At 56.9% G+C, this 16,462-nt stretch carries 20 protein-coding genes; 7 read left to right on the top strand and 13 right to left on the bottom strand.

The window, feature by feature from the left end; translation table 11 throughout:
• The first annotated feature begins 195 nt into the window (after window positions 1–195).
• From G5315_RS09440 to dolP, 4 genes are read left to right on the top strand one after another with little or no spacing between them, the layout of a single operon-like run.
• The gene (locus G5315_RS09440; RefSeq protein WP_421332941.1) at window positions 196–1,983 is read left to right on the top strand and encodes a penicillin-binding protein activator; all 1,788 of its coding nucleotides are present in this window, start codon (window positions 196–198) and stop codon (window positions 1,981–1,983) included.
• The gene (locus G5315_RS09435; RefSeq protein WP_421332973.1) at window positions 1,925–2,296 is read left to right on the top strand and encodes a YraN family protein; all 372 of its coding nucleotides are present in this window, start codon (window positions 1,925–1,927) and stop codon (window positions 2,294–2,296) included. Before G5315_RS09440 ends, G5315_RS09435 begins: the two co-directional genes overlap by 59 nt.
• 9 nt (window positions 2,297–2,305) lie before the next feature.
• Window positions 2,306–2,896 carry a D-sedoheptulose-7-phosphate isomerase gene (locus tag G5315_RS09430; protein WP_005336275.1) on the top strand — a complete coding sequence of 197 codons (591 nt, stop codon included), beginning with the start codon at window positions 2,306–2,308 and terminating at the stop codon, window positions 2,894–2,896.
• A gap of 4 nt (window positions 2,897–2,900) precedes the next feature.
• Complete coding sequence (gene dolP / locus G5315_RS09425) at window positions 2,901–3,479, top strand: division/outer membrane stress-associated lipid-binding lipoprotein (protein ID WP_263085247.1); 579 nt, start codon at window positions 2,901–2,903, stop codon at window positions 3,477–3,479.
• Window positions 3,480–3,522: 43 nt separating this feature from the next.
• On the opposite strand, the gene G5315_RS09420 is transcribed toward dolP, so the two are convergent.
• The 8 genes from G5315_RS09420 to zapE all read right to left on the bottom strand — a co-directional run bounded on the left by G5315_RS09420 (window position 3,523) and on the right by zapE (window position 9,696).
• Window positions 3,523–3,948 carry a ClpXP protease specificity-enhancing factor gene (locus tag G5315_RS09420; RefSeq protein ID WP_005336278.1) on the bottom strand — a complete coding sequence of 142 codons (426 nt, stop codon included), beginning with the start codon at window positions 3,946–3,948 and terminating at the stop codon, window positions 3,523–3,525.
• Window positions 3,945–4,574: a stringent starvation protein SspA gene (gene sspA / locus G5315_RS09415; RefSeq protein WP_005336279.1), complete on the bottom strand. Its 630-nt coding sequence runs from the start codon at window positions 4,572–4,574 to the stop codon at window positions 3,945–3,947. The genes G5315_RS09420 and sspA overlap by 4 nt, the downstream gene beginning before the upstream one ends.
• Before the next feature lie 87 nt (window positions 4,575–4,661).
• Window positions 4,662–5,396, bottom strand: a complete 735-nt coding sequence (locus G5315_RS09410) for a cytochrome c1 (RefSeq protein ID WP_201938939.1) — start codon at window positions 5,394–5,396, stop codon at window positions 4,662–4,664.
• On the bottom strand, window positions 5,393–6,610 hold the full coding sequence (locus G5315_RS09405; RefSeq protein ID WP_005341735.1) for a cytochrome b: 1,218 nt from the start codon (window positions 6,608–6,610) through the stop codon (window positions 5,393–5,395). Before G5315_RS09405 ends, G5315_RS09410 begins: the two co-directional genes overlap by 4 nt.
• Window positions 6,611–6,612: 2 nt before the next feature.
• Window positions 6,613–7,203 carry a ubiquinol-cytochrome c reductase iron-sulfur subunit gene (gene petA, locus G5315_RS09400; RefSeq protein ID WP_216952217.1) on the bottom strand — a complete coding sequence of 197 codons (591 nt, stop codon included), beginning with the start codon at window positions 7,201–7,203 and terminating at the stop codon, window positions 6,613–6,615.
• A 295-nt stretch (window positions 7,204–7,498) separates the two neighbouring features.
• On the bottom strand, window positions 7,499–7,891 hold the full coding sequence (rpsI, locus tag G5315_RS09395) for a 30S ribosomal protein S9 (protein ID WP_005336286.1): 393 nt from the start codon (window positions 7,889–7,891) through the stop codon (window positions 7,499–7,501).
• A gap of 15 nt (window positions 7,892–7,906) precedes the next feature.
• Complete coding sequence (gene rplM / locus G5315_RS09390) at window positions 7,907–8,335, bottom strand: 50S ribosomal protein L13 (RefSeq protein ID WP_005341737.1); 429 nt, start codon at window positions 8,333–8,335, stop codon at window positions 7,907–7,909.
• A gap of 266 nt (window positions 8,336–8,601) precedes the next feature.
• Complete coding sequence (zapE, locus tag G5315_RS09385) at window positions 8,602–9,696, bottom strand: cell division protein ZapE (protein ID WP_421263412.1); 1,095 nt, start codon at window positions 9,694–9,696, stop codon at window positions 8,602–8,604.
• Between the two features lie 140 nt (window positions 9,697–9,836).
• Between zapE and G5315_RS09380 the strand changes: the two genes are divergently transcribed.
• The 3 genes from G5315_RS09380 (at window position 9,837) to degS (ending at window position 12,894) form a co-directional block, all read left to right on the top strand.
• A complete protein-coding gene (locus G5315_RS09380; protein WP_216952219.1) occupies window positions 9,837–10,217 on the top strand; it encodes a YhcB family protein in 381 nt (126 codons plus the stop codon).
• Between the two features lie 81 nt (window positions 10,218–10,298).
• Complete coding sequence (locus G5315_RS09375) at window positions 10,299–11,660, top strand: Do family serine endopeptidase (RefSeq protein WP_216952220.1); 1,362 nt, start codon at window positions 10,299–10,301, stop codon at window positions 11,658–11,660.
• 109 nt (window positions 11,661–11,769) lie between these two features.
• Window positions 11,770–12,894, top strand: a complete 1,125-nt coding sequence (gene degS, locus G5315_RS09370; RefSeq protein ID WP_266134915.1) for an outer membrane-stress sensor serine endopeptidase DegS — start codon at window positions 11,770–11,772, stop codon at window positions 12,892–12,894.
• A gap of 146 nt (window positions 12,895–13,040) precedes the next feature.
• On the opposite strand, the gene npr is transcribed toward degS, so the two are convergent.
• From npr to G5315_RS09345, 5 genes are read right to left on the bottom strand one after another with little or no spacing between them, the layout of a single operon-like run.
• A complete protein-coding gene (gene npr / locus G5315_RS09365; RefSeq protein WP_005336318.1) occupies window positions 13,041–13,313 on the bottom strand; it encodes a PTS phosphocarrier protein NPr in 273 nt (90 codons plus the stop codon).
• A gap of 20 nt (window positions 13,314–13,333) precedes the next feature.
• Complete coding sequence (gene rapZ / locus G5315_RS09360; RefSeq protein WP_005336320.1) at window positions 13,334–14,200, bottom strand: RNase adapter RapZ; 867 nt, start codon at window positions 14,198–14,200, stop codon at window positions 13,334–13,336.
• A gap of 45 nt (window positions 14,201–14,245) precedes the next feature.
• The gene (gene ptsN, locus G5315_RS09355; RefSeq protein ID WP_005336322.1) at window positions 14,246–14,692 is read right to left on the bottom strand and encodes a PTS IIA-like nitrogen regulatory protein PtsN; all 447 of its coding nucleotides are present in this window, start codon (window positions 14,690–14,692) and stop codon (window positions 14,246–14,248) included.
• Window positions 14,693–14,694: 2 nt separating this feature from the next.
• A complete protein-coding gene (gene hpf, locus G5315_RS09350; RefSeq protein ID WP_005336323.1) occupies window positions 14,695–14,982 on the bottom strand; it encodes a ribosome hibernation promoting factor in 288 nt (95 codons plus the stop codon).
• Window positions 14,983–15,002: 20 nt separating this feature from the next.
• Window positions 15,003–16,442, bottom strand: coding sequence for an RNA polymerase factor sigma-54 (locus tag G5315_RS09345; protein WP_421332940.1), 1,440 nt, complete (start codon window positions 16,440–16,442; stop codon window positions 15,003–15,005).
• Window positions 16,443–16,462: the final 20 nt, after the last annotated feature.

The following is a 16,462-nucleotide window of genomic DNA, read 5'->3' as shown; positions in this document are numbered from 1 at the left end:
TCTCCGAGTGCCCCGACAATTGTGTCGCCATATTGGCCCGTTTACACTATGGGGAACTTCAACACTGGTCGGGGAATGAACTTGAACCGGGTTACAAAGCAGCTAAGTGTATCACGACTCTTCGGCATCATACTCGCGGCAGTACTGCTCGCCGCCTGTGCGTCGGAGCCCAATCAACCGTCAGGGCAGTCAGGCATGCCCTCTGCGTTCTCCAATCTGACCAAGAATGCCCAGTGGTATCTTGAGCAGGTGGATCCGGCCAAGCCGGCCGAGGCCTTTACCTGGCAGATGCTGGCGGCACGCAGCTATCTGGCGCTGGGCCAGGCCAAACCGGCCTCGGCACTGTTCCAGCAATTGCAGAAGCAGGCCAAGGATCCCGTTCAGAAGGCGCAGTTGCAACTGCTGCAAGCCCATCTGTTGCTGGCGCAAGGCCACGCCAATCAGGCGCTGATCCTGCTAGAAGGCAAACCCGAGGTGGTGCTGGATGCCGATACCCAGAAGGATTGGTATCGCCAGCGCGTAGTGCTGCAGCTCGACATCAACAACAAGTTTGGCGCAGCCAAGTCGTTGATTGCACTGGAGCCCTACCTCAATCAGAGCGAGCAGGCGACCAACCATCAGCAGATCTGGTCGTTGCTCAAAAGCATGACCCCTTCCACCCTGCAAGCGCTGGAAGAGGCTCCGGCCCCTGATGTGACCACCGGCTGGTTGCGACTGGCGGCACTGGTCAACGAGTTTGGCGCCCAGCCGAACCTGCTGGCCCGCCAGCTGGCAGGCTGGAAGCGCGACTTCCCCAACCATCCAGCCCAGAAGGATATGCCGGCAGGATTGGGCGATCTGACGGCCACCGCCAGCACCTCGGTGCAACAGATCGCTGTGCTGCTGCCCCTCTCAGGCAATCTGGAACCGCAGGGCGCCGCCATCCGTAACGGTATGCTGATGTCTTATAAGGAAAATCAGGGGCAATTCACCCTGAACTTCTACGACACCCAGAGCAAGTCGACCGGCGACCTTTATAAGCAGGCGATTCAGGAAGGGGCAGACATGATCATCGGCCCGCTGCTGAAAGATCGTGTCGAGGAGCTGCTCAAGGCCAATCCGACCGTGCCGGTACTGGCGCTCAACGAGCTGGACAAGCCGGTCGTCAACGACACCACCTACTACTTCTCCCTCTCTGCCGCCGCAGATGCCGCGCAGGCAGCCCAGTACCTCTACACACAGGGCTACCGCAAACCGCTGCTGATCGCCGCCCAGGGGCGGATCGGTTACAGCAGTATCAAGGCGTTCGAGCAGAGCTGGGCTACCCTGAGCCAGGATAAACCGGTCGTTGCCACCTTCGGTGCCCGCAACGAAGTACAGGGGATGGTCAAGAATGCCCTGAGCGGCCGCTCTACCGCCCGTGCCGGTGAAGTGGTGCAACTCTCTGATGCCGCACCACGCAGCATCGATGCCGTTTACGTGGTGGCCAACAGCCTGGAAACCCGGATGATCAAGCCCTACGTGGATGTCTCGGTCAATCCGATGGGTAGCCTGCCCATTTACACCGGCTCCCGTGGTTACGACAGCGCCGCCACCGAGGTCGCCTCCGAGCTCAACGGCATGCATATCGCCGATATGCCGCTGCTGCTGGGTGGCTACGAGAAACAACGCGAGCAGATCGCCCTGCTCTGGCCGCAGACCCAGGGTGACCTGCTGCGCCTGTTTGCCATGGGCTACGATGCCGTCAGCCTGGCTGAGAACCTGCAACAGATGCGCAAGGTGGGTGGCATGCAGCAGGCCGGCATGAGCGGTCAGCTGAGCGTGGATGCCCAGGGCAATATCGTGCGGATGCTGAGCTGGGGTACTTACCAGAACGGCAAACTGGTCGACGAGAACGCCGTTCAGCAACTGGAGGAGCCCTCCAATGAAGGAACTATGGAAACGGATGCGCCAGCAGTTGCCGAGCCTGTTCCCCTCACCAACGAGCAAGGGACAGCACTTTGAACAAGTCGCTGAACGCTGGTTGCAGGCTCGGGGCCTGCAACCGGTAGCTCGCAACTACCGCTGTCGTGGCGGTGAAATAGATCTCATCATGCACCAGGGCCAGACCCTGGTGTTTGTTGAGGTGCGCTACCGGGCCACCGGCAGCCATGGCGGAGCCGCCAGCTCGGTCACCCGCAGCAAACAGCACAAGATCATGCTGGCAGCGCGCCACTATTTGAAGCAACATTCCATCAACGAGGCCAATCAGGCCTGCCGATTCGATGTGATTGCGTTCGAGGGCGACCAGCCAGCCTGGATCCAGAACGCATTTTAAGAGGACCCTATGACTGACCGCATCAAAGAGAACTACACCGAAAGCATCCAGACCAAGATAGCCGCCGCCGAGGCGCTGCCGGATGCCATCCATACTGCAGCCCAGATGATCACCATCTGCCTGCTCAATGGCCACAAGGTGCTGGCATGCGGTAACGGTCCTTCTGCCGCACTGGCGCAGCTGTTTATCTCCGAGCTGGTCAACTGCTACGAGACCCAGCGCCCCTCCCTGCCCGGCATGGCCCTGACTCCGGACATGGCAACCATCAGCGCCATCGCCACCGACCACGGTTTTGAAGAGGTCTACGCCAAGCAGATCCGCGCGCTGGGCCAGCCTGGCGACATTCTGGTGGTCATCACCACCTCCGGCCACAGCCGCAGCCTGATCAAGGCCGCCGAAGCCGCCCTCTCCCGCGACATGACCATAGTGGTGCTGAGCGGGGGTGACGGTGGCGAAATGGCAGGTCTGCTCGGCCCGAACGATGTGGAGATCCGTGTTCCCTCCGCCCGTCGCCCTCGCATTCTGGAAGTGAACCTGTTGACCCTGCACTGCCTGTGTGATCTCATCGACCAGACACTTTTCCCGCAACAGGAAGATTGAAACCATGAAAAAGTACACTATCCTGCTCGGTCTGCTGGTTAGCACCCTGCTGCTGCAAGGCTGCGCAGCCCTGGTTGTTGGCGGCGCCGCAGGGACTGCCAAGGCCTCTGGCGATCGCCGAACCCTGGGCGCGCAGTGGGATGACCAGACCATCGAGCTGAAAGCGGCCAATCTGCTGGCCGACAACAAGCCGCTCAGCGCAGCCAGCAAGATCAGCGTCTACAGCAACAATGGCCGCGTTCTGTTGGTCGGCCAGACACCTTCTGACGTTTACAAGATTGAGGCTGGCAAAATTGTCAGTCGCATCGAAGGGGTGCGCCACGTCTACAACGAATTGCGCATCGGCCAACCTGCCAGTTTCACCACTCGCAGCAATGACTCCTGGATCACCTCCAAGGTGAAAGCCGACATGTTCGGCACCAAGAACTTCGACAGCACCAAGGTCAAGGTGGTCACCGAGAACGGCGAGGTGTTCCTGATTGGTCTGGTGACTCGCCAGGAGGGAGAACAGGCCGTCAACATCGCCCGCCATGTCACCGGCGTGAAGCGCGTGATCAAGGCCTTCGAATTCGCCCAGAACTAAGCCCAACCGCACATAAAAAAACGCAGCCAATCGGCTGCGTTTTTTATTTTATCACCTTCAGGGTCGGACGACCGCTTGGACGCGGCGGTTCTGGCTCAGGCTCCACCGGCGCTTCAGCCTGTTCCAGCCATATGTCGTAACCCGGCTCGGGCGGGAACATGGTGCCCACGCCGTTCTCCCGGGCATGGATAGCCAGCACGGCTGCCATCGGGATGTAAACCTGCTGGGAGACCCCGCCAAAGCGAGCACTGAAGCTGATAGCCTCGTTATCCATGTGAAATTGCATCACGGCTCGGGGCGCGATATTCAGCACAATTTGCCCATCCTGAGCAAACTGCATCGGCACCATCACATGGGGAATGTTGACGTTGACCACCAGATGAGGGGTCAGATCGTTGTCCAGCAACCAGTCAAAGAACGCCCGTAACAAGTACGGGCGGCTCGGTGTCATTGTCGGTTCCATGCTCATACGCCAGCACGGATCTCGCGTTCGGCTTCGGTCAGGGAAGCCTGGAAGGACTCACGCTCGAACAGACGAACCATGTAGGCCTTCAGCTCTTTGGCGCCACGACCGGTCAGGTCGATGCCAAGGCTCGGCAGACGCCACAGCAGCGGTGCCATGTAGCAATCCACCAGACCGAACTCTTCGCTCATGAAATAGGGCATTTCACCGAAGATCGGCGCGATGGCCAGCAGGTTGTCACGCAGTTCGTTGCGTGCTGCTTCAGCATCGGTACCGGCCATGATCTTGTCGGCCAGGGAGTACCAGTCCAGCTCGATGCGGTGCATCATCAGACGGCTGTTACCGCGGGCAACCGGGTAAACAGGCATCAGGGGCGGATGCGGGAAGCGCTCGTCCAGATACTCCATGATGATGCGCGAGGTGTAGAGTGCCAGCTCACGATCAACCAGGGTCGGTACAGAGTTGTACGGGTTCAGCTCGGCCAGCTCATCCGGCAGATTGGCTGGGTCAACCTGACAGATATCCACACTAACACCCTTCTCCGCCAGGACAATACGCACCTGATGGCTGAACATATCGTTGGCACCGGAAAACAGCGTCATTACCGAACGCTTATTGGCAGCTACAGCCATTGAACCCTCCCGTCATAAAAAAGCAGAAACGGCAATGAAGCATCTTGGTCTTCATTGCCGTGCATTATATTACCCGGATCTGGTCGCTTAGTGAACGTCGCGCCAGAATTCCTTCTTCAACAGCACAGTGAAGATGAAGAAGATCACGATGAAACCAAGCACCCAGAAGCCCATGCGTTCACGCTCCTGTTGTACCGGTTCAGCCGAGTAGACCAAGAAGTTTACCAGATCCAGTACCGTCTTATCATACTCTTCGTCATCCATTTCACCGTTGCCGTCAGATTTGATGCTGACAACCTGCTGGGTCTCGACGCCATCGACCATGTGAGTCGCGAACTCGGCACGGGGAGTCCCCTGCAGCGGCTCCAGCACATGGGGCATGCCCACTGACGGGAACACCACGTTATTCACACCAAACGGACGGGTCGGATCCACGTAAAAAGAACGCAGATAAGTGTAAATCCAGTCCGCACCACGTACTCGGGCTACCAGAGTCAGGTCGGGAGGCGGCGCACCAAACCACTTAGCGGCATCCTTCTCGGACATGGCACTCTTCATCAGATCACCCACTTTGGCGTCGGTGAAAATGAGGTTCTCCTTCATCAGATCCTCAGGGATCTCCAGATCGGCAGCAACCCGGTTGTAACGTTGGTACTGGGTAGAGTGGCAGCCGGCACAATAATTCATGAAGGTGGCCGCTCCGCGTTGCAGGGATGCCTTGTCACTCAGATCGTAATTGGCCTTGTCCAGTGCAACCGCACCTCCAGCGGCAAACACCAGAGAAGGCAGCAGGGTCAGCACTGCAAATATTATTTTTTTCATTTAAATGTCACCCTCTCCGGCAGCGGCTTGGTGCGTTCGTTTTTGCTGTAGAAGAACAACAGCACGAAGAAACCGAAATAACCCAAGGTACAGATCTGGGCAACCAGCGTCAGAGTCGGCGTCGACGGCAGTACACCCAGCACCCCCAGAATGATGAAGCAGACCACAAACTGGGCGATGTTCAGCTTGTGCAGCTTGCTGCGATAGCGTACTGAACGCACCTTGCAGCGATCCAGCCAGGGCAGCAGGAACAACACCACAATAGAGAGGCCCATCATGATGACGCCAAGCAGCTTGTCAGGTACCGCACGCAGAATCGCGTAGAAGGGGGTGAAGTACCACACAGGCGCGATGTGAGCCGGAGTCTTCAGGCCGTTGGCCACTTCAAAGTTCGGCTTCTCGAGGAAGTAACCCCACATATCCGGCTTGAAGAAGATGATGGCGCAGAAGAAGAACAGGAAGCCGGCCACACCGATCATATCCTTGACGGTGAAGTAAGGGTGGAACGCCACCGCATCCAGCGGCCAGCCGTTCTCGTCCTTGTGCTTCTTGATATCGATGCCATCCGGGTTGTTGGAGCCGACTTCGTGCAGCGCCAGGATATGCATGGCAACCAGCATCACCAAAACCAGCGGCAACGCGATGACGTGCAGCGCGAAGAAGCGGTTCAGGGTCGCACCAGAGATAACGTAGTCACCACGGATCCACAGGGTAAGATCGTCACCGATGACCGGAATGGCACCAAACAGCGAGATGATGACCTGGGCCCCCCAGAATGACATCTGTCCCCAGGGCAGCAAGTAGCCCATAAAGGCTTCCGCCATCAGCACCAGGAAGATCAGCATGCCGAAAATCCACAGCAGCTCGCGCGGCTTCTGGTAAGAGCCGTAAATCATACCTCGGAACATGTGCAGGTAGACCACCACGAAGAAGGCAGAGGCACCGGTAGAGTGCATGTAACGTAGCAGCCAGCCATACTCCACATCCCGCATGATGTACTCGACGGAGGCAAACGCACCTTCCGCAGAGGGGTTGTAGTTCATGGTCAGCCAGATGCCGGTGATGATCTGGTTAACCAGCACCAACATGGCCAGCGAACCGAAGAAATACCAGAAGTTCAGGTTCTTCGGAGCCGGATACTTGGCCATGTGGTCGTTGTACATGGCCGTAAGCGGAAAGCGATCGTCAATCCAGCCCATCAGTTTGCTCAACATGATCAGGCCTCCTTGCCATCGGCACCGACCAGAATGGTGGTGTCGTTAATGAATTGATACGGCGGAATAACCAGGTTCAGTGGTGCAGGCACCCCCTGGAACACACGGCCAGCCATATCGAACTTGGAGCCATGACACGGGCAGAAGAAGCCGGACGCAACCCCCTGCACCTGCTCACCAAAACTGTCAGGCAGATAAGAAGGTGAACACCCGAGATGGGTGCAGATACCGACCGCGACAAAAATTTCGGGCTTGATCGATCTGTACCCGTTATGGGCATAGTCAGGCTGCTGCGGCTCTTCTGATGAGGGATCCCGCAACTTGTCATCATGTGCTGCCAGGGCATCCAGCGTCTGCTTGGTGCGTTTCACCACCCAGACGGGTTTGCCACGCCACTCGACACGGATGAGCTGACCCGGTTCCAACTTGCTGATATCGACTTCAACCGGTGCACCGGCTGCTTTGGCCTTGGCACTCGGATTCCATGACTTTATAAACGGCACTGCGGTAAACGCAGCTCCTACCCCACCAACGGCAACCGTTGACCAGGTAAGAAATCTGCGGCGACCGGTATCAACTGGCGCATTGCTCATCCAAAAACTCTCCCATGTGGACTCCGCACATTCTTATAGTGTCCCTGTTCCCCATTTTTCCCGTGACAACAGCGGCGGAAGCTGGATTTACAATTGCCACAGAAAACAGGGGAAATTTTAAAGAAAAGATAACAACTTGACAAGAAAGAGCGGTGAGCAATAAAAACAATAAAGAAACAATTTTTTGTCTTTTGTGACGCGTGGTTAGCATTGATGTCGGTAATATTACCAATAAAAAAAGCCTGGCGGTTGCCAGGCTTTTTTGACACTCGAAAGAGTGAGCACCGAAAGCGAATTAACGCTTGGAGTACTGCGGACGCTTACGAGCTTTGTGCAGACCGACTTTCTTACGCTCAACCTTACGGGCATCGCGAGTAACAAAGCCTGCTTTACGCAGTTCGGAACGCAGGGTTTCATCGTACTGCATCAGAGCACGAGTGATACCGTGGCGGATCGCACCAGCTTGACCGGAGATGCCACCACCGTTAACGGTGATGTACAGATCCAGTTTCTCGGTCATCTCAACCAGTTCCAGCGGCTGACGAACTACCATGCGGGCAGTCGGACGACCGAAGTACTGCTCCAGGGAGCGCTGGTTGATTACGATCTTACCGCTACCCGCTTTGATAAATACGCGAGCAGTGGAGCTTTTGCGACGGCCGGTACCGTAGTATTGATTTTCTGCCATGTTGCCAGTTCCCGATTAGATATCCAGTACTTGAGGTTGCTGAGCAGCGTGAGCGTGCTCGGCGCCTGCGTAAACTTTCAGTTTACGGAACATGGCACGGCCCAGAGGACCTTTCGGCAGCATGCCTTTAACAGCAGCTTCGATTACCATTTCCGGTTTACGCTGAATCAGCTTGTCGAAGCTGATGGACTTGATACCACCCGGGAAACCGGAGTGAGCGTGGTACATTTTGTCGGTAGTTTTCTTACCGGTAACACGTACCTTCTCAGCGTTTACAACGATGATGTAATCACCGGTGTCAACGTGCGGAGTGTATTCAGCTTTGTGCTTACCACGCAGACGAGCAGCGATCTCGGTTGCGATACGACCCAGAGTTTTACCTTCTGCGTCCACAATGTACCAGTCACGTTTTACGGTTTCTGGCTTGGCAACGAAAGTTTTCATTAAGTTAAACCCAATTACCTGTTACAGACCCAATTGTTTATGGGGGCTCTCCCACAAACAACAAACGATGGCCTACCTGTACCCCTTCGAATACAAGTAAAGCTTAAAGTGTTGCTGTCTTATCGACAGCTGTAACGTGGGCCGGGCGATTATAAGTGAAGTTGCCTTAAATATCACCTGCTAATTTCACTGCCATGAAACCAGCAAATGTCGCCCGGCCCTACCTGCCGCAGATGCCCATCCGACTGGCAGGCGCGGTATTGTGACTAAGGAAGGTGCACTCTGGCAAGGTATTCGTGCGATTGCATTTCCTGAAGCCGTGAAAGACAGCGTTGGAATTCGAAATTCAGCAGCCCTTCACCGTAGAGTTCTGCCATGGGAACCGCCGCCGACATAATGAGCTTGACGTGCCGTTCATAAAACTCATCGACCATGGCAATGAAGCGGCGAGCCGCGTCATCCGTGCCTGTGCCCATTGGCTGCACATTGGCCAGCAGAACAGTATGGAACAGTCTGGCCAGCTCGATATAGTCGTTCTGGGAGCGGGGAGTACAGCAAAGTTGCTCAAATTCCATATAGAGCACCCCTTCCCCCATTCCGAGCGACGTCAGCTGACGATGATTGACCTCGAACGTCCCCTCGCAAGCCGTGTGCCCACCGGTTAATTGCTGAAAATAGCGGTCAAGATTGGCTTTTGCCTGCAAGTCCAGCGGGCAGTGATAAATCTCCGCTTGTTCCAGCGTACGCAGGCGATAGTCGATACCGCCATCTACGTTAAGTACCTCGCAATGACGCTCGATCAGCTCGATAGCTGGCAGAAAACGGGCTCGCTGCAGCCCGTTGCGATAAAGATCCTGCGGCGGAATATTTGAAGTGGCGACCAGCACAACGCCGTGACCAAACAGCTCCTGAAACAGCGTGCCCAGCAACATGGCATCGGTGATGTCGGAGACAAAAAATTCGTCGAAACAGATGATGTCTGTCTCGCTGGCAAGCTTGCTGGCCACCAGTTTGAGGGGATCGGACTGCCCGCTCAACCCCTGCAATTCATCGTGAATGCGGTGCATGAAACGGTGGAAATGGCTGCGCATCTTGCGCGTCCCCGGCAGGCTGTCGAAAAAGGTATCCATCAGCCAGGTCTTGCCTCGGCCCACTCCGCCCCACATATAGATACCGAGGACGGGCTCCGGCGGCTTGGGCTTTTGCAGCCAACCCAGCAACCCTCGAGATCTGGTCGGAGTCGGGCGCCGTAGCAAATCCTGATACAGTCGCTCCAGCCTGCTAATGGCCATCCCCTGCGCGGGGTCGGCCACAAAGCCGGGGCGCAGCAGATCCTGCTGGTATTTTTGCTGCGGTGTCATCCTTGAGCGCCTCTCCAAGTCCCTGAATCGAGGACAAAATGGTATCACGGCCTCAGGACGCACGGTATAGTGCCATCAAGGCATGGCGGTTATGACGACCGCATAAACCCACTCTGTTTTAGCTGTAACAAGGAGCATCTATGAGTCTGTTAACTGGGATCCTGCTGGCTGTCGCGGCCTTGATTATCGGTATCGTTCTCGGCCGTTTTTCGGTACGCAGCCGCGATGCCGGCCGTCTGGAACAGGAACTGAAAAAGGCCCACAAGGAGCTTGAAAGCTATCAGGGCCAAATCAATACCCACTTCGCCGACAGCGCCGCGCTGATGGAGCAACTGGCCGAGCAGTATCAGACCCTCTATCGCCACATGGCCGAGCAGAGCAAATTCCTGGCCAAGGCACAGGAACCGCTGTTCCGTGAATCATTGGTAGAAGAAGCCCCAACCAAAGAAGCAGATGAGCCGGGCGTACCGCCTCGCGACTATGCCGGCGCCTCTTCCGGACTGCTCAAACAACCAAATTAGTTCCTCGCGGAACTAATTGGCCAGCCCTGTGGTCTGACCTTGACGATTGCAATGCAACTTTTTCTGGGAGCTGTTTTTCATATGCGTAAACCTCTTTCCATGCTCAGTGTGCTAGCCCTCAGCGTCGGTATCGCCATGTCTGCGGCCCCTGCTCAGGCCGCACTGCCTTCCCTGTTAGGCTCTAATCAGGAGATGCCAAGTCTGGCCCCCGTTCTCGAACAGGTCACTCCTGCCGTAGTTAATATCTCTGTCTCCGGCAAGAAGATCACCCGCCAGCGTCTGCCGGAACAATTCCGTTTCTTCTTCGGTCCCAATATGCCCGATGAACAGGTGAGCGAGCAGCCGTTCCAGGCTCTCGGCTCCGGTGTCATCGTCGATGCCAAGAAGGGTTACGTGATCACCAACGCCCACGTGGTTCACGAGGCGGACGAGATCAAGGTCACTCTGAAGGATGGTCGTGAATATGCGGCCAAGAAGATCGGTGAAGACAAGCAGTCCGACATCGCCCTGCTGCAAATCAAGGCCGAGGATCTGGTGCAGATCAAGTTCGCCGACTCCGACGAGCTGCGGGTGGGTGACTATGCGTTGGCAATCGGCAACCCGTTTGGTCTGGGTCAGACCGTCACATCAGGTATCGTCAGCGCGCTGGGTCGCAGCGGCCTCAACATCGAGAATCTGGAAAACTTCATCCAGACCGATGCGGCCATCAACTCAGGTAACTCGGGCGGTGCCCTGCTCAATCTGCGTGGCGAGCTGATCGGTATCAACACCGCGATTCTGGGCCCGAATGGCGGCAACATCGGCATCGGCTTTGCCATCCCCTCCAACATGGTCCGGGACCTGACCGAGCAGATCGTCAAGTACGGTGAAGTGCGTCGCGGTCAGCTGGGCATTACCGGTACCGAACTCACCTCAGACATCGCCAAGACCTTCGGCTACAACAAGAAGGATGGCGCCTTCGTCAACCAGGTGATGCCTGACTCCGCCGCAGACAAGGCGGGCATCAAGGCGGGCGATATCATCGTCAGCATCGATGGCAAGCCTGTTCGCTCCTTCGGCGAGCTACGTGCCAAGATCGCCACCATGGGCGCTGGCAAACAGGTCGAGCTGGGACTGATCCGCGATGGCAAGTCACAAACGGCCAAGGTAACCCTGAAGCAGGCCGATGACAGCGAAGTGCGCGCCAGCGCGCTGCATCCGGCACTGGAAGGGGCCAAGCTGAGCACCACTACCGATCCGGTCTCAGGCGTCGCCGTGGCCGACATTGATCCCCGTTCTCCGGCAGCCGCTTCCGGCCTGCAGAAGGGGGACATCATCATCGGGGTCAACCGTCTGCGCATCAACACGTTGGGCGAGCTGAGCAAGGCGCTCAAGAACAAGCCTGACGTACTGGCGCTCAATATCCAGCGCGGCGACTCCTCGCTCTATCTGGTGATCCGCTAACCCCCTGATGGTTCAACAACCTCTCTATCACCCGCGGCCTTCGCCGCGGGTGATTTTTATCCATCGATAGTGTTATTCTCTGCCCGCAGCCTGTACGGATGAGAATGACATGAAAATTTCCCCTTTAGTCAGTTACTTGGGCAAGTCTGTCGGTTTCGGTTTGACCGTCGCGGTGCTGCTGTTGCTGCTGTTTCCCAATTTTCGCGGTGGCGCCCAACTCCCGGGGCTCATCACCAATGCCCGAGAACTGAGTTTCTCCTATGCCGCTCATCGGGCCGGCCCCGCCGTCGTCAACATCTACACCCGCAGCTTTGCTCCCAATCAGGGCAATCAGGGGGAACTGCGTCCACAAGGACTGGGCTCCGGCGTCATCATGACCCAGCGCGGCTACGTGCTGACCAACTACCACGTCATCGCTGACGCCGACCAGATCATCGTAGCCCTGCAGGATGGCCGGGTTTTCAGTGCCGAGCTGGTCGGCACAGACCCGCTTACCGACCTTGCCGTGCTCTATATCGAGTCAGATAACCTGCCGGTAATCCCGCAAGATCCGGAGCGGTTGCCAGAAGTGGGGGATGTGGTGCTCGCCATCGGCAACCCCTACAACGTCGGCCAGACCATCACCCAGGGCATCATCAGCGCGACTGGCCGCACCGGTCTCTCCAGCATGGGGCCGGACAGCAATGGCCGGCAGGATCTGCTGCAAACCGATGCCGCCATCAACGAGGGCAACTCGGGTGGCGCGCTGGTCAACGGCCGTGGCGATCTGGTGGGCATCAACACCGCCACTTATCACCTCAACGGCAATCAGGAGAGCTACGGCATCAGCTTTGCCATCCCCTACCGGCTGGCGAAGCGGATCATGGATGAGCTGATCACCAACGGCAGGGTCATTCGCGGCTACCTTGGGATATCCAGCGTCGAGATCAACCCGATAATCGCGCGGATGATGAATCTCGGCGATCTGCGTGGTCTGGTAGTGAAGAGTCTGGATCCCTACGGTCCAGCAGCCAAAGGCGGTCTGCAACGAGGGGATGTGCTGCTCAAGATCAACGGCGAAGCCATCAGCGGTCCCAGAGCCGCCTTGGACAAGATCGCCGAGAGCCGCCCCGGCACCAAGCTGACCATATCGGTGTTACGCTCCGGCAAGCCGCTGGAAGTGGTGGTCACCATTGAAGAGGATGTGCGCTATCAGAACCGGGCTGGAGTCAGCAATGTCTCATCGGCCAGCTAACGCGGCAACGGTCTATTGCATCAGCCTGCAGCCTGTTAGGCTGCGCCTAACTCTCATTTCTCCATGGAACTACATAGTCAGCCATGTCATGCCGCAATAGCGCGACCGAATACAAGTGAAAGGAATAGAAGAAGAACGAGGAGTGACTACTCCTCGTTGAAGCCGGAGGTGAACAGCTCCACCACGGCGGCCAGGGCCTCGACCTCTTCGGGGCCCTCAACCTGTACTTCCACCTGCCGCCCTTGCGCGGAATCCAGCATCAGCAGGCCGATGATGCTGTCAGCATCGGCCTCCACACCATCTTCATTGCGCAGCAGCACGTGAGCATCGAAACCCTGCACCAGCTCGAACAGCATCATGGCAGGTCTGGCATGAATACCCAGCTTGTTTTTCACTTCAACCGAGGCGGAAACAGTCATCGGGTCGTCCTATTGGTCCGTCAGGATTGGGGGGCACTCTTGTCAAGAGTGCGGTGGCGGATCTGCACGTTCTTGCCAAGCAAACGGAATGCACTGGCCAGCCGTTCTGCAATAAAGACCGAGCGGTGCTGACCGCCGGTGCAACCGATGCCGACCGTGAGGTAGCTGCGATTGTTGCGCTCCAGATGGGGCAACCAGGTCGCCAGCATGTTCTCGATCTGCTGGGTAAACAGCATCACATCGGCCTGCGCCGAGAGGTAGTTGGCGACCGGCTCATCCTTGCCGGTGAAGGGCTTGAGCTCGGGGATCCAGTGCGGGTTAGGCAGGAAGCGGGCATCGAACACGAAGTCGGCATCCTTGGGAATGCCGTACTTGAAGCCGAACGACTCGAACACCAGCACCAGCTCGTTCTCTTTCTTCCCAAGCACCCGGGTCTTGATGAGCTCGCTCAGGTCGTGAATGCTGAGGGTGGTGGTGTCGATACGCAGGTCAGCGGTCGAGGAGATGGGCGCCAGCAGGTGGGTCTCCTCCCGAATCGCCTCATCCAGCGACAGCTTGTTGCGTGAGAGGGGGTGCAAGCGGCGGCTCTCACCATAGCGCTTGAGCAGGGTGCCGTTGTCGGCGTCGAAGAAGAAGCTGGAGAACTCAACCCGCCCCTCATTGCGCACCTGAGCCAGCAGATTTTCCAGTTTCTCCGGATCGCTCGGCAGGTTGCGCACATCGATACTGACCGCCAGCTTGTCGTACTGGCTCTCCACCGACACAATCAGCTGGGGCAGCAGATTGACCGGCAGGTTGTCCACACAGTAGTAACCCAGATCTTCCAGCACTCGCAGGGCTACCGTTTTACCGGAGCCCGAACGCCCACTTACCACGATTAACTGCATCTTGTTCCCTCACGCCAAAACGGGTGTCTCATCCTTGGCCTGCTGTCAGGCCGAGGTCATGATCTGATAGAGCTCTTCGTCGCTGGTTGCCTGACGCAACTGGCGGCAAACCGCCTTGTCACCCAGCTTGGAAGCCATCAGAGAAAGGGTCTTGAGATGCTGCTTGCACTCGCTTTCCGGCACCAGCAAGGCAAACAGCAGGTCAACCGGTTGATTGTCGATGGAGTCGAAAGGAATAGGGTCGGCAAAAGTCATCAGGATCGCGGTTGGCGGGAACTCATCGTCAATGCGACCGTGGGGGATCGCAATACCGGCACCGATCCCGGTACTACCCATTTTTTCGCGGGCCAGCAAGCATTCGAACAGTGCCTGACGGGAGGTGCCAAGACGTTCGGCGGCCAGCTCGCTGATGATTTCGAGGGCGCGTTTCTTGCTGGTACAAGGGACTGCACTCTTGGTGCAGTCCCGACTCAGTATGTGTTCAAGTTGCATGGTTATTTTTTATTTAACTTATCTTTGTGCTTGATGATCTGCCTGTCCAGCTTGTCGAGCAAGGTGTCTATCGCAGCATACATATCGGCATGTTCAGAGTTGGCAAACACTTCGCCACCGCTGACGTGCAATTTGGCTTCCGCTATCTGGTTCAGTTTTTCCACGCTAAGCACCACATGAACATTGTTGATGTGGTCGAAATGACGCTCGAGTTTGGCAAATTTGTTATTCACATAATCACGCAGAGCTTCGGTGATCTCGACATGGTGTCCGGTCAGGTTAATTTGCATAACATCATCCTTTTGTTTGCCTAAACCAGGCGTTTGCGCTGATTGGAAGGTGGGATAAACAAGGATTCGCGATACTTAGCGATCGTGCGTCTCGCCACCATAATACCCTGTTCGGCCAGCAAATCCGCGATCTTGCTATCACTTAACGGCTTGGCAGGATTCTCTGCCGTGACCAGCTTCTTGATGAGCGCGCGAATTGCGGTCGATGAGCACTCTCCTCCTCCTTCGGTGTTCACATGGCTGGAGAAAAAAAACTTCAATTCGAAGATACCACGGGGGGTATGCATGTACTTCTGGGTCGTCACCCGGGAGATGGTCGACTCATGCATCTCCACCGCTTCGGCGATGTCATTGAGCACCATCGGCTTCATCGCCTCTTCACCATACTCGAAAAAGCCCTGTTGCTGCTCGACAATGCAACTGGCCACTTTCAGCAGGGTGTCATTGCGACTTTCCAGGCTCTTGATGAACCACTTGGCTTCCTGCAAATGGGAGCGAATAAACTGGGTGTCGGTGCTGCTGCGGGCGTTGCGGGCCATGGCGGCATAGGTCTCGTTGACCCGGATGCGGGGGGCGGAGTCGGGATTGAGCTCGACCACCCACTTGCTGCCCTTCTTGACCACGGAGACGTCGGGGATCACGTACTGGGAGTCGCTCTGGATGATGCCATTGCCGGGGCGCGGCTCCAGCAGCTGGATAAAATCCAGCACCTCCTTGAGGTCGCTCTCCTTGAGTTTTGTCTTGCGGGCGAGGGTGCGGTAATCCCGGTTGCCGAGCAGCTCCATGTGCTCGAGGATCACCTCCTTGGCCTCGTTGAGCCAGGGGGTCTGCGGGTCATACTGATCCAGCTGGATCAGCAAACACTCCTGCACAGAACGGGCAGCAATACCGACCGGATCGAAGTGCTGCACCCGCTTGAGTACCGCCTCGACCTCATCGAGTTCCACCTCTACGTCATCGCTGGTGACGGCTGCCTGGATATCCTCCAGCGCAACGGTCAGATAACCGGATTCGTCGATGGCATCGATAATGGCGAGCGCGATGGCAGCATCCACATCGCTGAACGGTGTGAGCCGCATCTGCCACAGCAGATAATCCTGCAGGTTTTCGGTGGTTTCACCCTGATAGACGCTATCTTCCCCATCGTGGATGGGGCCCGCGCTCTGGGCGGTGCCGGCAGAGTAAACCTCGTCCCAGGTGGTATCCACCGGCAACTCATCCGGCATCTGCTCCTGAGCCATGGCATCGCTGGAATCCAGCTGGCTGGCATCGACCGGCGCTTCCGGACTGGTCTCTTGCGCCTCGCTCTCTTCCTGCTCCAGCAGAGGGTTGTTTTCGAGCGCTTGCTGAATTTCCTGCTGAAGTTCCAGAGTGGAGAGCTGGAGCAGACGAATCGCTTGTTGTAATTGCGGCGTCATGGTCAGGGACTGACCGAGACGCAACTGTAATGTCGGCTTCATCTACGTCGGGATATCCTTAT

It is taken from the genome of Aeromonas sp. 603607 (genome assembly GCF_049171595.1).
Classification (GTDB): domain Bacteria; phylum Pseudomonadota; class Gammaproteobacteria; order Enterobacterales; family Aeromonadaceae; genus Aeromonas; species Aeromonas veronii.
This window is presented reverse-complemented; position numbering and strand designations above follow the sequence as displayed.

What these genes read in the sequence shown, in the direction of transcription:
- G5315_RS09405 (WP_005341735.1), bottom strand. Translation starts at nt 6,610, where the DNA reads ATGTTGAGCAAACTGATGGGCTGGATTGACGATCGCTTTCCGCTTACG.
- sspA (WP_005336279.1), bottom strand. Translation starts at nt 4,574, where the DNA reads ATGGCTGTAGCTGCCAATAAGCGTTCGGTAATGACGCTGTTTTCCGGT.
- G5315_RS09430 (WP_005336275.1), top strand. Translation starts at nt 2,306, where the DNA reads ATGACTGACCGCATCAAAGAGAACTACACCGAAAGCATCCAGACCAAG.
- G5315_RS09380 (WP_216952219.1), top strand. Translation starts at nt 9,837, where the DNA reads ATGAGTCTGTTAACTGGGATCCTGCTGGCTGTCGCGGCCTTGATTATC.
- G5315_RS09440 (WP_421332941.1), top strand. Translation starts at nt 196, where the DNA reads ATGCCCTCTGCGTTCTCCAATCTGACCAAGAATGCCCAGTGGTATCTT.
- G5315_RS09435 (WP_421332973.1), top strand. Translation starts at nt 1,925, where the DNA reads ATGCGCCAGCAGTTGCCGAGCCTGTTCCCCTCACCAACGAGCAAGGGA.
- npr (WP_005336318.1), bottom strand. Translation starts at nt 13,313, where the DNA reads ATGACTGTTTCCGCCTCGGTTGAAGTGAAAAACAAGCTGGGTATTCAT.
- zapE (WP_421263412.1), bottom strand. Translation starts at nt 9,696, where the DNA reads ATGACACCGCAGCAAAAATACCAGCAGGATCTGCTGCGCCCCGGCTTT.
- rpsI (WP_005336286.1), bottom strand. Translation starts at nt 7,891, where the DNA reads ATGGCAGAAAATCAATACTACGGTACCGGCCGTCGCAAAAGCTCCACT.
- G5315_RS09345 (WP_421332940.1), bottom strand. Translation starts at nt 16,442, where the DNA reads ATGAAGCCGACATTACAGTTGCGTCTCGGTCAGTCCCTGACCATGACG.
- rplM (WP_005341737.1), bottom strand. Translation starts at nt 8,335, where the DNA reads ATGAAAACTTTCGTTGCCAAGCCAGAAACCGTAAAACGTGACTGGTAC.
- petA (WP_216952217.1), bottom strand. Translation starts at nt 7,203, where the DNA reads ATGAGCAATGCGCCAGTTGATACCGGTCGCCGCAGATTTCTTACCTGG.
- G5315_RS09375 (WP_216952220.1), top strand. Translation starts at nt 10,299, where the DNA reads ATGCGTAAACCTCTTTCCATGCTCAGTGTGCTAGCCCTCAGCGTCGGT.
- dolP (WP_263085247.1), top strand. Translation starts at nt 2,901, where the DNA reads ATGAAAAAGTACACTATCCTGCTCGGTCTGCTGGTTAGCACCCTGCTG.
- ptsN (WP_005336322.1), bottom strand. Translation starts at nt 14,692, where the DNA reads ATGCAACTTGAACACATACTGAGTCGGGACTGCACCAAGAGTGCAGTC.
- G5315_RS09410 (WP_201938939.1), bottom strand. Translation starts at nt 5,396, where the DNA reads ATGAAAAAAATAATATTTGCAGTGCTGACCCTGCTGCCTTCTCTGGTG.
- G5315_RS09420 (WP_005336278.1), bottom strand. Translation starts at nt 3,948, where the DNA reads ATGAGCATGGAACCGACAATGACACCGAGCCGCCCGTACTTGTTACGG.
- rapZ (WP_005336320.1), bottom strand. Translation starts at nt 14,200, where the DNA reads ATGCAGTTAATCGTGGTAAGTGGGCGTTCGGGCTCCGGTAAAACGGTA.
- degS (WP_266134915.1), top strand. Translation starts at nt 11,770, where the DNA reads ATGAAAATTTCCCCTTTAGTCAGTTACTTGGGCAAGTCTGTCGGTTTC.
- hpf (WP_005336323.1), bottom strand. Translation starts at nt 14,982, where the DNA reads ATGCAAATTAACCTGACCGGACACCATGTCGAGATCACCGAAGCTCTG.